The following is a 13956-nucleotide window of genomic DNA, read 5'->3' as shown; positions in this document are numbered from 1 at the left end:
AAGCTCAGAAATTTGACACCTGCAGTCATGTCCGCGACCAGTATGCGCGCGACGCTCACTCCGACCACTACCAGAATCAGGACCGCGAGGGCACGCTCATTGCCCGCCACAGCGTATACGCGGCTGTGTTGCAGATAGCGCCAGGCTGTTTCAAGGGCGGCGTACAGCGTCGAGTTGCGCACAATCCGGCGAACCTTCACGGGCTACGTATGTGTTCGCGTGGTAAACAATCCATCGGCCTCCCCTACCGGCATCTATTTTTACGTTCTCGCGAGACGTACGCTACGCTCGGTTCCCAGCTATGACAGATTCACGCGTCCTCTGTATCGGCCTGGATGCCGCCTGCTTCGAGCAGCTCTCACCACTCATCGAGGCCGGTGAACTGGAACATCTCCCCGCGCTGTTCGACCGGGGGACAGCGGGGACGCTGACGACAACAACGCCGCCGTGGACGCCGTCGGCGTGGCAGTCTATCACGACAGGTACCACGCCCTGGACCCACGGCATCTACGACTTCTACGACTACACCGGGACAGCGCCCCACCTCGTCAGTGCAACCGACCTCCAAGTGCCGTACCTCTGGGAATATCTCGACGCCGCGGGCCACAAATCGATTGTGGTCAACGTACCGGTGACCCATCCGGTCCACCAGATATCTGGGAGTATCGTCCCCGGGTATCTCGCCCCCGAAAGTGCCGAGGTACTAATCGACGGCGAGGTGTCCGACCAATCGACACTCAACGACACCTACCGAATCTACGCCCGCGACCGGACCGACAGAACGGCGAGAATCGACGAAAACGAGCGGCTGATACGCTCGCGGGTCGCAGCCGCCGAGACACTAGCCGGTCGCCACGACTGGTCGTTCATGATGGTTCAGTTCCAGCGGACCGACTCGATTTTCCACACGATGGGCCACGACGAGGAGGCAGTACGCCGGGTCTATCAGACGGTCGACGAGGCCGTCGGCACTCTGCTGGAGTTGGTCGGAGACGAGACGACGGTACTCGTCGTGTCTGATCACGGAATCCACGAGTACGACGGAATATTCCGCTGTAACACGTGGCTCCGAGACCGAGGATGGGTGCAAACGTCGGGTGATGCCGAACGGTACTCGTGGGGAGAGACTACCAAACCTACCGCAACCGACGAGACGGGTTCGACGGCCGTCTCTCATCGGCTTGTCGGGGCTGGGCTCTCGGTGTTCCAGCGACTGGGTCTCACGCCACAGCGGACGGAGCGTGCACTGCGGTTCGTCGGGCTGGCCGATCCGGTCCGAAAGCGGCTCCCCGATGAACTGCTGATTGACTCGATGGCGCACGTCGACTGGGGGGCATCACAGGCCTACTGCCGGTCAGTCTCTTCACTGGGAATCCGCTGTAACGTCGAGGGACGCGAACCAGACGGGGTAGTGCCATCCGCGGACTTCGATGGAGTCAGAACACAGCTCATCGAGGCCCTGCGAGCGGTACGGGGCCCCGACGGGACAGCCGTGTTTGAGGACGTGTACGACAGACACGAGCGCCACGGTAGTGACGTGGCCAACGAGGCGTCCGCACCGGATATCGTCGTCTGTCCGACGGAGATGCGATGGAAAGTGACGGACGTTGTCCGTGAGCCCATGTTCGACGCGACGACGGAGTTCAGCCACACCTACGATGGACTCTTTGCCGCGGCCGGCCCGTCGATAGTGACTGACGCCCCCGGGAACGTACACGCTACAGACATCGCACCAACAATACTGGCACTGTTTGGCCACCGGCCCGCGCCCGTGATGGAAGGGGAGGTACCGGCGGAACTGCTATCCGTTAACGAGGCATCTCTGCATCCGGCGCCAACACCGGGCGCACGGTACTACCCGTCGGACACTGACACCGAACCGTCAGCGGCCGTAACTGACCGGCTCTCAGAGATGGGGTATCTCGAATGAGCGCAGACCGCATCCTACAGGTCATCACGCGCTCAGACTGGGGCGGTGCCCAGCGAGTTGTCGAATCGCTGTCCAGGCGGCTCGACGGCGTGACCGACGTCGCCTGTGGCCCGGGTGGCCGCCTGATCGACCGGCTCACCGACTCAGACGTGACCGTCCACCTGCAGCCACATCTCCAGAGTAGACCACAGCCCTCGGATCTGCTGGCTTATCGTGACCTCCGTCATCTCCTCGAGGACGGGGATTTCGATATTGTTCACAGCCACAGCACCAAAGCGGGAGTTCTCGCACGGACTGCAGCAGCCCGCGCCGGGGTCCCGAGCGTCTTTACCGTCCACGGATGGGGGTTCTACAACACCGAATACAGTGTGCTTCGACCGCTCGTCGTTCGCGGTGAGCGACGGCTCGCCCGACACACGGACCGAATCGTCTGCGTGTCAGAGAACGATCGCCGGCAGGGTCGAGCACACGGGATTCTGTCCCCCAAGGCAGGGACAGTAATCCACAACGGCATCCAGCCACACGGAGGAACACCGGACAGGGCACGGCTCCGGGAGGAGTTCGGTATCAACTCCGGGATGCCCATAGTCGGGGCGGTCGCGCGGCTCGCGGAACAAAAGAACCCCCTCAAGATACTTCGCACTGCATGTCAACTCCGGGACCGCGGACACGAGTTCGCAACGGTCCTAATCGGCAGCGGTCCGCTTTCTTCGGACTGCCAGTCCTTCGTCGAGGACCACGGCATGGAGAACACCTTCCTTCCGGGATTCCGGGAGGACGCGCTCGAGCTATTGCCGGCATTTGACGTGTTCCTCCTCCCGTCTCGGTTCGAGGGGCTCCCACTGACTGTTCTAGAGTCTCTCCACGCTGGCGTCCCTGTCGTCGCTTACGACGTGGGCGGAGTTGCCGAGGCTATCGACGACGGGGTGACCGGGATGGTCGTCTCGTCAGGAGGGGGGCGGTTCGCCGATGCTGTCGAGACACTGCTGGGACGCCCCGAGTGGCGACGGCACATGGGCAGACGGGCACAGCAGGTAGCGGGTGCGCGCTTTACCGAAGACCGAATGGTCGCCCGATACGGGGACCTCTATCGGTCTCTCGCCGACTGATACTACCGGCTGTACCAGGTTGACAGAATTACGATAACGAGTATTGGGACGAACGTACAGTTTGCAGTGTGAATTCCGATCAGCGGCGAATCTGTAGATAATACTGGATAGCGGCCAAAGAGCAGTATCGAGCGGGTCTAGGTCTTGTTATCACGAAAGATACTCCGGACCGTTAGATTTTATAACAGCATCGAAATCTATAACATATGCAGACAGGCTGGCAGTACCGTGGTGTGGCCGTTCTCGGATCCACACTACTGGTCACTGCAGCGGTTGCCCTCGCGAATACGCCACCCATCCAGCTGTTGCTGACCGCAGTCCCACCGCTCAACAACCTCCAGTCAACGACTTTGACCAACGACGATCTCTTGGACCAGGCAGCCATCACAGTCACCATCACGCTTGTCATCCTGTGGCCTCTGTATAAACCCCGTCCGCGACGAATTCTGGACACGATATCGTTGACTCAACGACGTCTGTTTCTCACCGCTGCCGTTCTCGCGACCATCGGCTACTTCGACTGGTCCTCGCGGCTCCCCCGAACGACACTTGTCGGAACGGTACTGCTTCTGGGCGTTGCGCTCCCGCTATGGTTCGTCAGTATCCGGCGACAGCCCAACAACTCCGAGCGAGCCATTATCGTGGGCGACAACACGGAGCTTATCGAAAGACTCTATGCGAGTGTCGGCATGCCGATACTGGGTCTGGTCGCCCCGTCGAGCGTCCTCGCTGTGGAGAAACAGCGACATATCGCCGACGGCGGCGTGACCATCGACCACTCCGCCGGGATCTCACATCTCGGTGGACTCTCACGGCTCGATGACGTGCTAATCGAGCACGACATCGACACTGTGTTACTCGCATTCGAAGAGCCTGACCGGCGTGAGTTCTTCGGCGCGCTCTCCACCTGTTTCGAGCACGGAATTCAGGCGAAAGTCCACCGGGACCACGCAGACAGCGTGCTCGTCGCGAACGCCACAGGAGGTGAGCTGGTCGATACAAATATTGAACCGTGGGACTGGCAGGATTACGTCGTCAAGCGGGCGTTCGACATCGCGTTCTCGGTCACTGGATTCATCTGTCTGACGCCAGTCGTCGCCCTCATCACTGTGGCGGTCAAGCTAGACTCCCCTGGGCCGCTGCTGTACAGCCAGACACGCACTGCCGCGTTCGGAGAGACGTTCACCGTCTACAAGTTCCGCAGTATGGTCACAGATGCTGAATCGGAGACGGGTGCGACAATCAGCCGCGAGGACACCGGCGGTACTGACCCACGAGTGACGCGGGTCGGACGGATACTCCGACGGACGCACCTCGACGAGATACCGCAGCTTTGGGCCGTCCTGACGGGCGATATGAGCGTCGTCGGTCCCCGACCAGAGCGTCCCGAAATCGACACTGACATCGAGGCGAACGTCGATGAGTGGCGGAGTCGCTGGTTCGTGAAACCCGGACTGACCGGGATGGCCCAGATAAATGGCGTAACGGGGAGCCAGCCGGCCCAGAAGGTCCGGTACGACATCCAGTACATCCGCAAGCGCTCGTTCTGGTTCGACACCAAAATAGTCCTGCGACAGCTCTACAACGTCTTTCAGGATACGGTCGAGTTAGTTCGAAGGTCCCCATGATTGCACCGGTTCTTAGCCCAGCGGACGGCACCAGTGAGCGAAAAGGCCATACCAAACCCCGGAAATAGAAGCGTATGGACCCGCATGAGTCCCTCGATAGGCTCATCGACGAAGAGGGGACCTTCCTCGGGGTTGTCAATGTCTTCGACGCACTTGTCATACTCATCGTTATCGTAGCCGGCATCGCAGGTGTCGCGCTTATGAGCGACCAGGTGGGGACTCCGCCGGAGAGTGCTACGGTTCACGTCACGCTCAATCTCGACACGCAGCCGACCTACATCGCGGCCGCTATCAATGAGGGTGACAGTTACAGCCCGACCGAGAACTCGAATCTCACTGTCACCGGCGTCCGCGTCGCTCCAGCAGATACCGGAACACACGTTGTCGTCGGGGCCGAGCTCAGCGGTGTCACCCGCAACGACCAGTTCCGGTACGAGGACGACCCAATCCGCCTCGGGCAGGAGATAACCATCAGAACCCAGACATACAAGGCGACCGGAAACGTCACCGAGTTCAGTCGGGAACCCACACTGGGCGCAAACCGTACGACTGTCGTCGTCCGGGAACGGATGGTACCGCGAGAGGCCGAAGAGATCGCGACGGGTGATGAGATAGCTGTCGCTGGTCGAACCATCGGTTCAGTCTCGGCCGTCGCCGTCTACCCCACGAATAACGCGAGCGAACGGGTCGTACTCGTGGAGTCCGAGCTCCCGACTCACATGCAGCGAGATGACCGATACTTCGGCGACATGCAGGTCAGCAGGGGACAGAACCTGCGGTTCTCGACGACAACCACAGTCATTGACGGCCGAATCGAGCGGGTCGGTACGGGGCTGGACCGTGCGTCACGGACCAACCGGACGGTTCGACTGGTGGCGACGGGCGTCTCCGAAGAGACTGCAGCGGTCGTCCGGCCCGGACTGACCGAGCGAACCAACGGTCGGACGACCGCCTACGTGACAGACATCGCCATAACACCCTCACAGGTCGTCGCGACGACCGCAAACGGGACCGTCATCACCGGCGACCACCCGACCCGACGCGACCTCACGCTGACGACCGAACTACAGGTAAGCGAGACGGCGACCGGCCCGCGGTTCAGAGGGGAACGACTACAGCACGGGTCGACAGTCGTCCTCGACCTTGAGACGGTGACCGTAGAGACGACTGTCGTCGGGCTGTCGGAGTGATGTCGAGCTACTCCACAGTCACACTTTTCGCCAGATTCCGCGGCTTGTCGATGTTGCGTCCGAGCTTCGCTGCGGTGTAGTAGGACAGTAGCTGCAGGTGGGCGTTGGCCAACACGGCCGCCGCCCGTTCGTGGGTCTCGGGGACCTCCAGGACGTGGTCGGCGTACCGATGTACGTCGGTCTGGCCGTCAGTGATCGCCACCACGGGCGCGTCGCGGGCCTCGACCTCCTTGACGTTGCCAACCGTCTTGCGGGCCTTCTCGTCGTCGCCGATGACCACGGCGAAGACCGGCGTCTCCGACGTCACGAGCGCCAGCGGACCGTGTTTGAGTTCGCCGGCAGCAAAGCCCTCCGCGTGTTTGTAGGTGATCTCTTTCATCTTCAGTGCGCCCTCGAGGGCGACGGGGAACTGGAGCCCGCGGCCGATGAAGAAGTACGCGCCGGCGTCCGTGTACATCTCTGCGACTTCCTCGGCCCGGGACTCGTCGAGGACGCGCTGGAGGTCGCCGGGAAGCTCCCGCAGGCCGTTGATGACCTCGCGGGCGTCGTCGGAGTTGGTCATCCCCAGCGTGAGCAGGTTCAAGGCGGCCAGCTGCGAGGAGAAGGTCTTGCTGGCGGCGACGCCGATCTCGGGGCCGGCCCGGATGTAGAAGGCGTGGTCGCACTCGCGGGCGGCCGTCGACCCGACGACGTTCGTCACCACGAGCGTGCGGGCGCCGCGTTTCTGGGCGGCACGGAGCGCGGAGAGGGTGTCCGCCGTCTCGCCGCTCTGGGTGACGCCGACGACCAGCGCGTCCCCGATGGGCGGGACCGAGGTGGCGTACTCGCTGGCGAGGAACGCCTGGGCCGGGATGCCGGCCTCGCGGAACAGCTGCGCGCCGTAGAGCGCCGCGTGGTAGGAGGTCCCACAGGCGACGAACTGGACGCCGGTCGGCGAGAGGTCCCCCAGGTCGTCGAGGTCGACGGCGCCGGCCATCTCGTCGACGCGCTCGCGCAGGCACTGCCGGAGCGCGCGGGGCTGTTCGTGAATCTCCTTCAGCATGAAGTGGTCGTAGCCGCTCTTGCCGGTCTCCTCGGGGTCCCACTCGACGGTGTCGACGTCCTTCTCGACGCGGACGCCGTCGGAGTCGGTGACCTCCCAGCCGCTCGCGTCGAGGCGAGCGAACTCGCCGTCGGAGAGATAGACGACCTTGTCGGTGAAATCGCGGAACGCGGGAACGTCGCTGGCGAGGTAGGTCGCGCCCCCGTCCAGTCCCAGCACCAGCGGGGAGTCGTTGCGCGCGGCGAAGATGGCGTCGGTGCCGGCGACGACGGCCGCGATGGCGTAGCTCCCCTCCAGCTGGGCGATGGCCCGGCGGACGGCCGCTTCGGGGTCGGCGCCGTCGGCCAGCGCGTCCTCGATGAGGTGGGGGACGACTTCGGTGTCGGTGTCGGAGGTGAAGGTGTGGCCGGCGGCGACCAGTTCGTCACGCAGGCTCTGGTAGTTCTCGATGATGCCGTTGTGGACGACGGCCACGTCGCCCTTGCAGTCCTGGTGGGGGTGGGAGTTCGCGTCGGTGGGCGGCCCGTGCGTGCTCCAGCGGGTGTGGCCGATACCGACCGAGCCCGACAGCGACGTCTTCGAGAGGGCCTCGCGGAGGTCGTCGATTTTCCCCGATTTCTTGCACAGCGACAGCCGGTCGCCGGACATCGCCACGCCCGCCGAGTCGTAGCCGCGGTACTCCAGCTTCGAGAGGCCGTGCACCAGCGTGTCCAGGGTCTCGTCGCCCCGGCCGACACAGCCGATGATGCCGCACATCAGCGGGTCACCTCCGCGCCCTCGTCGACGTTGCCACGCACGGTCACGCCCACGTCGAGGCGGGCCTTCGGCCCGACGAGCGAGCCGGGCGTGAAGCTGACGTTCCCCCGGGCGCGGGCCCGGTCAGCGATGACCGCGCCCAGCCGTTGCTCCTCGAATATCCGCGTCCCGACCTGGACGTCGGCCGGGCCGGAGGGAACCACCGTGCTCGCGCCCAGGTGGACGTCCTGTCCGGTGACGGTGTCCATCAGCGTCGAGCCGGGGTCGATGCGCGTGTCCGCGTCGATGACGCTGTCCTGGACGACGGCGTTCGAGCCGACGGTGACGTTGCTACCGAGCGCCGTGTTCGGGCCGACGACGGCGTCGGGCCCGACCTCGCAGTCCTGCCCGACGACGACCGGCCCCTGCAACACCGCCTCGCGGTGGACCCGGGCCGAGTCGGCGATCCAGACCCCGTCGCTGCGGGCCGCCTCGACGACCCGGCCGCGGGTCAGCACCTCGCTCGCGACGGTCAGCAGGTCCCAGGGGTAGGTGGCGTCGACCCACATCCCGTCGACCTCGACGCCGCGGACCCGGTCGCGTTCGATGATGCGCTCCAGGGTGTCGGTCAGGGCCAGTTCGCCCTCCTGTCGCGGCGTCTCCTCTATCGCGGTGAAGATGTCCGAGGAGAAGGCGTAGACGCCGCCGTTGATGAGCCGATAGTCGCCGTCGCGGGGTTTCTCGACCAGCTCTTCGATGTGGTCGCCGTGCATCTCGACGGCCCCGTACCGGCTCGTCTCCTGGCGCTCGACGACGGCCAGCGACGGGTCGCCCGTCTCCGCGAAGCTGTCGGCGACGGCCGACACCGTGCCGGCGTCGATGAGCCGGTCGCCGTTGAGCACGAGCAACGACCCGTCGACGGCCTCGCGGGCCTGCAAGAGCGCGTGGCCGCTGCCCAGCTGCTTGCTCTGGGTGACGTAGGTGACCGGCACGTCGCGGTAGGTCGGACCGAAGTGGTTCTGGACGCGGTCGCGCTTGTAGCCGACGACTACGACGAGTTCCTCGATGCCTGCCTCCACTAGCGCGTCGAAGACGTATTCGAGAATCGGCCGGTTCCCGGCCGGCAACATGGGCTTTGGCCGATTGCGGGTCAGCGGCCGCAGTCGGGTCCCCTCGCCAGCCGCGAGTACAACCGCGGTATCGATGTCCATACCGGTAGCACAACTAGTAGGGATTTGAATATGGCGGGACTAACGGTGCAATATTTGCGTAAACAACTGCCTGGAACTTTACCGGGCGATGGTGGCTGTGCCGCCCGACTGCCTGCGGAGCCGGCGGTTCCCCAACGGTCGGCTTCGAGGCGTCTCACTGCGTTCGAAGCCTCCCTACTGCTCCCCGGGTCGCTTCGTTCCCCGTTCGCTATCCGAGGAAGCTCCCTTCGGTCGCTTCCTCGCTACTGCTCGGCGGTTCCCTTCGGTCACCGCGTCGCTTTCCGTGGTTCTTACTCGCTTTGCTCGCTCGAACCACGCTACTGCTCTCCCATCCGGTCCCCGGCAACCCGCCGGCCCTTCGTCGTCAGCGCGACCTCGGTGCGCTCCCGGAGCACGCTGATGACGTCGAGTTCGATGAGGCGGTCGAAGATGGCCTCGGTCTTCTCGACGTCGATGCCGACGAAGTTCGGGATATCGAAGGGTGAGACGCCCGAATGCAGCGCCATGATGACCCGCTTCTCGGTCGAGGATAGGTCGAGGTCGGCGCGGTTCTGCTCGGCGCTGTCCTCGAGCATCGTCCGGAGGACGGTGGCGTGGAACTCCTCGCCGGCGAGGTGGGTCTCGACGCTGATGTCGCCCTGGCTGTGTTCGACCTGGATGACGGTCCGTTCCTCCCCGTTGACCTGCTTTTCCTCGACGGTCAGGTCGCCGATGTCGGTCCGCTCGATGTCGACGGCCTGTCCGTCGGCCATCGCCAGGCGGACGGCCTCGTCCGAGATTTTCAATCGGCCCTTCGTCCACTCGTTGCTCTTGACGACGCCGCCTTTCACCGCGGGGTGTTGCACGAGGATGACCGCCCCGTCCAGGCTCGCCCGGTAGAAGTCCGTCTCGAAGGCCTCGTGGTCCGACGCCGACACCAGAACGACGTCCTCGCCGACGTGGAGGGCGACGTACTCGGAGACGCCGGCGCTGCGCTGGTTCACGTCGAACCGGTCGGCGATGCGGTCGATGTCAGTCAGCGCGATCTGTCGCTTGTCGTCGGCGATGAGCGCGATGCGCTGGGTCGTGAGGATGATGCGGCAGTTCTGCCACTCGGCGTCGGTGAGCCGCTGGCCCTGCGAGACCGCCTGCAGGAACTGACCCTGCATGTCGGCGATTTTCTTCTCTGTGTCGCTCATGGGCCGCTCTCGTAGCCTGATTGTCGAGGGCGGCGCAAATAGGTTCCGCTGCGAGTGTCGATACTGAGAACGGGACGGCGGCGAGTCGGGGGTGAATAGCCGGCAGTATTATGCCCACACCGCCGTAGGTGTGAACGATGACAACGGGTGACGGGTCCGGTCGAGCCACCGCACTGGACGACCGCCCGGCCATCGACCCGCCGGCGTGGTTCGTCGAACAGGCGAACGTCGCCGACCCGGCGGTGTACGACCAGTTCGAACGCGAATGGCCCGACTGCTGGCAGCGGGCGGCCGACCTGCTCGAGTGGCACGACCCGCCCGCCGACGTGCTTCGGGGGGCTGACGGCCCGCCCTTCGAGTGGTTCCCCGAGGGGCGCCTGAACGCCTCCTACAACTGTATCGACCGCCACCTCCCGGAGCGCAAGAACCAGCTCGCGCTCATCTGGGAGGGCCACGTCGGCGAGTCCCGCAGCTACACGTACCGGGAGCTGTACCGCGAGGTCAACGCCGTCGCGGCCGCGCTTCGGGCACAGGGGGTCGAGGCCGACGACGTGGTGACAATCTACCTCCCGATGGTGCCCGAGCTCCCGGTCGTGATGCTCGCCTGCGTCCGGCTGGGCGTGATTCACAACGTCGTCTTCGCGGGGTTTTCGGCCAACGCGCTCGCCGAGCGACTGGAGCGGACCGGCTCGTCGCTGCTTGTCACCTGCGACGGCTACTACCGGCGGGGCAGCGCCGTTGCCCAGAAGAACAAGGCCGACAACGCCCGCCTCGCCGTCGACCACGACATCGACGTGGTCGTGCTCGATAGGCTGGGACGGGACGTCCACCTCGGCGAGGGGTACCACGACTACGACCGCCTGCGGGAGGCCTACGACGGCGAGACGGTCGAGCCGGTCCCGCGGGACGCGACGGACACCCTCTTTCGCATCTACACCTCCGGGACGACCGGGGAGCCAAAGGCCGTCGACCACACGACGGGGGGGTATCTCTCCCACGTCGCGTGGACGAGCCACGCCGTCCTCGATGTCAAGCCCGAGGACACCTACTGGTGTTCGGCCGACATCGGCTGGATTACCGGCCACTCCTACATCGTCTACGGGCCCCTCGCCCTGGGGACGACGACGATGCTGTACAACGGCACGCCCGACCACCCCGAGAAGGACCGCCTCTGGGACATCGTCGAGGAGTACGCCGTCGACGTGTTCTACACCGCGCCGACGGCCGTCCGCGCGTTCATGAAGTGGGGGACGGAACACCCCGAGAGCCACGACCTCTCCAGCCTGCGCCTGCTCGGCACCGTCGGCGAACCCATCGACGAGCCGGCCTGGCAGTGGTACCGCGAACACATCGGCGGCGGGGAGTGTCCCATCGTCGACACCTGGTGGCAGACCGAGACGGGCGCGATACTGCTCTCGACGCTCCCGGGCGTCGACGCGATGAAGCCGGGAGCGGCGGGAAAGCCCCTGCCCGGCGTCGAGATGTCGGTCGTCGACCCCGTCGGCGAGTCGGTCGGGGCCGGCACCGCCGGCGAACTCGTCGTCACCAGCCCCTGGCCGGGGATGCCCCAGTCGCTTCGCACCGGCGAGGGGTGGGGGGAAGCCGCCGACCGCGGCGAGGAGTGGCGCTACGCCCCCGAGGACGGGGCGATAGTCGACAGCGACGGCTATCTCACGCTGCTGGGCCGCATCGACGACGCCATCAACGTCGCGGGACGGCGCTTCAGCACGATGGAACTGGAGTCGGCCATCGCGGGCGTCGAGGGGGTCGTCGAGGCCGCCGTCGTCGGGGCGGACCACGCGACCACCGGAACGGCCGTCTACGCCTACGTCTCGCCGACGAGCAACTGCGCCGAGGCGGCGCTCCGGGAGCGAATCGAACGGGCCGTCGAGTCCGCTATCGGCAGCGTCGCGGTCCCCGAAACGGTGGTGTTCACCCCGGAGCTGCCCAAGACCCGATCGGGGAAGGTGATGCGCCGACTGTTGACCGCCGTCGCCAACGGCGACGAGCTCGGCGACATCAGCGCGCTGCGTAACCCCGAGATACTCGGGGAGTTGCGGTCGGCGACACCTGAATGAGACGGCCCACACGTTTCGGAAAGATAGAGATAAGCGAAACGGTTTGGGGAAATCCAGCCGAACAAGTATCGGTTGACGGAGCGAGTCCGCTCGAACCGCGTTTCGGAACCGCATACTTATTTCGCTAGACCACGAATAACCGAAACATGACTACCGACGTGCTCGGCGCCCGCGGGTACGAGCGGCTCCGCCGCGCCGCCGAGACCCACCGCGAAGACCTGGTCGTCCGGTTGGGCGGGGAAGTCGGCCTGCGGCCGGCCGAGATGGCACAGCTCCGGGTGGCCGACGTCGAGACCGTCGGAAACCACCACTTCCTGGCCGTCCGCGACGGCGAAACGGTGACCCGCGAGACCTACCTGCCCTCGGGCGTCGAACACGACGTGCGGAAGTTCGCCAGCGCGGCCGGCCGCGACGACGACGAGCCGCTGCTGTCGGTCTCGGCCCGCCGCCTCCAGATGCTCGTCGGCGAGGTGGCCGACCGCGCCGCCGAGACGGAGCCGCGGCTGGCCGACGTCTCCTCGCGGGACCTGCGCTGGCGGTTCGCGGCGGACCTCCTCGCCGACGGCGTCCCCGCCCACGTCGTCTGTGCGCTGGGCGGCTGGGAGCGCCTCGACCGGCTCGCGCCCCTCCTCGACGAGCCCGACCGCGAAGCCGTCGTCAGCGCCGTCGATACCGCACAGACCGACACGGCGCCGGCCCGCCTCCGCCGGACCATCGGCGTCGCCAGCGAGGTCGGCGCGGCGCTGTCCGAGGCCGCGACCGGCCAGGAGATAGCCGAGACCGTGTGCGACCGGCTGGCGGCGACCGAGGGGTTCCGGTTCGCGTGGCTGGCCGAACACACCGGCGACGGCCTCACGCCGCGTGCGATAGCCGGGACCGGCGAGCAACGCGTCACCGAACAGCGGCGGGCACACGGGGACGTGGCGACCGACGCGATAGAGGGCAACGAGGTCCGCTCGGTCGAGGGTCGGGACGGCCCGGTCGTGTTCGTCCCGCTCGTCCGCGAAGACGCCGTCTCGGGCGCGCTGGCCGTCGGCACGACCGCCGGTATCGGCGACGCCGAACGGGAGGCACTGGGGGCGCTCGGGGCCCACGTCGGCGCGGCGCTGTCGGCCGTCGAGCGAAAGCGACTGCTGCTTGCGGATACGGTCACCGAACTCACCTTCAAGAGCACCGACGCCGACGCCGTGACCGTCGGGCTCTCGGCGACGCTGGACTGCCGGGTCGAACTCTCGGGGGTGGTGCCGGTCGGCGGGCGGTCGCTGCTGTACTACCTCGTCGTCGACGGGGCATCGACCGACGCCGTCCTCGACTACGTCACCGACGACCCCGCGACCGTCGACGCCCGCCTCATCGAGGACTACCGCGACGGCGCGCTGCTGGAGGTCGTCGTCACGGCGGCGCCCACGCTCTCGCTCGTGGAGAACGGGGGCCGCATCCGGGACCTGACGGCCGAAAGCGGCGAGGCGACCATCACCGCGGAACTCCCCACCGACACCGACCTCCGCGGGGTCGTCGATACCGTCGTGGGCGCTTACCCCGGGACGACGCTGAGCGCGAAACACGAGACCGAGCGCCCGGTCGAGACCGACACCGGGTTCCGAAAGCACCTGTCGGACCACCTCTCCGACCGGCAGGCGACCGTGTTAGAAGCGGCCTACCACAGCGGCTACTTCGAGTGGCCCCGGGGGACGACCGCCGAGGAACTCGCCGACTCGCTCGCCGTCTCCGCCCCGACGCTCCACAACCATCTCAGAAAGGCCCAACAGAAAGTCCTGACCGCGTTCTTCGCCGAGGCGTCCGAAACGCCGTCGAGAGAAGTGAAGGGCGAAGTGTAATTTCGCTGTTTCGATAG

At 65.8% G+C, this 13956-nt stretch carries 9 protein-coding genes; 6 read left to right on the top strand and 3 right to left on the bottom strand.

The features are described from left to right. Positions 1-301: 301 nt before the first annotated feature. The 4 genes from NJQ98_RS15100 to NJQ98_RS15085 all read left to right on the top strand — a co-directional run bounded on the left by NJQ98_RS15100 (position 302) and on the right by NJQ98_RS15085 (position 5857). Positions 302-1930: an alkaline phosphatase family protein gene (locus tag NJQ98_RS15100; protein WP_262180163.1), complete on the top strand. Its 1629-nt coding sequence runs from the start codon at positions 302-304 to the stop codon at positions 1928-1930. After that, a complete protein-coding gene (locus NJQ98_RS15095; RefSeq protein ID WP_262180162.1) occupies positions 1927-3039 on the top strand; it encodes a glycosyltransferase family 4 protein in 1113 nt (370 codons plus the stop codon). The genes NJQ98_RS15100 and NJQ98_RS15095 overlap by 4 nt, the downstream gene beginning before the upstream one ends. Positions 3040-3245: 206 nt before the next feature. Then, on the top strand, positions 3246-4667 hold the full coding sequence (locus NJQ98_RS15090; RefSeq protein ID WP_262180159.1) for a sugar transferase: 1422 nt from the start codon (positions 3246-3248) through the stop codon (positions 4665-4667). Between the two features lie 74 nt (positions 4668-4741). Then, positions 4742-5857: a DUF4330 domain-containing protein gene (locus tag NJQ98_RS15085; protein ID WP_262180156.1), complete on the top strand. Its 1116-nt coding sequence runs from the start codon at positions 4742-4744 to the stop codon at positions 5855-5857. 7 nt (positions 5858-5864) lie between these two features. Here the strand turns inward: NJQ98_RS15085 and glmS are convergent, their stop codons facing one another. The 3 genes from glmS to NJQ98_RS15070 all read right to left on the bottom strand — a co-directional run bounded on the left by glmS (position 5865) and on the right by NJQ98_RS15070 (position 10023). After that, complete coding sequence (gene glmS, locus NJQ98_RS15080; RefSeq protein ID WP_262180154.1) at positions 5865-7655, bottom strand: glutamine--fructose-6-phosphate transaminase (isomerizing); 1791 nt, start codon at positions 7653-7655, stop codon at positions 5865-5867. Continuing rightward, positions 7655-8845, bottom strand: coding sequence for a bifunctional sugar-1-phosphate nucleotidylyltransferase/acetyltransferase (gene glmU / locus NJQ98_RS15075; protein WP_262180152.1), 1191 nt, complete (start codon positions 8843-8845; stop codon positions 7655-7657). Before glmU ends, glmS begins: the two co-directional genes overlap by 1 nt. Before the next feature lie 317 nt (positions 8846-9162). Further along, positions 9163-10023 (bottom strand): CheF family chemotaxis protein, encoded by an 861-nt coding sequence (locus NJQ98_RS15070; RefSeq protein ID WP_262180150.1) that lies wholly within the window; start codon positions 10021-10023, stop codon positions 9163-9165. Positions 10024-10160: 137 nt separating this feature from the next. On the opposite strand from NJQ98_RS15070, the gene NJQ98_RS15065 reads away from it, so the two are divergent. Beyond that, positions 10161-12101: an acetate--CoA ligase gene (locus tag NJQ98_RS15065; RefSeq protein ID WP_262180148.1), complete on the top strand. Its 1941-nt coding sequence runs from the start codon at positions 10161-10163 to the stop codon at positions 12099-12101. 146 nt (positions 12102-12247) lie between these two features. After that, positions 12248-13939 (top strand): bacterio-opsin activator domain-containing protein, encoded by a 1692-nt coding sequence (locus tag NJQ98_RS15060; RefSeq protein ID WP_262180146.1) that lies wholly within the window; start codon positions 12248-12250, stop codon positions 13937-13939. Positions 13940-13956 lie beyond the last annotated feature (17 nt).

Origin of the sequence: Haloarcula laminariae (assembly GCF_025457605.1) — an archaeon.
Lineage (GTDB): Archaea > Halobacteriota > Halobacteria > Halobacteriales > Haloarculaceae > Haloarcula > Haloarcula laminariae.
Note: the sequence above shows the minus strand (reverse complement) of the source record. Positions and strands in the feature narration are given on the sequence as shown.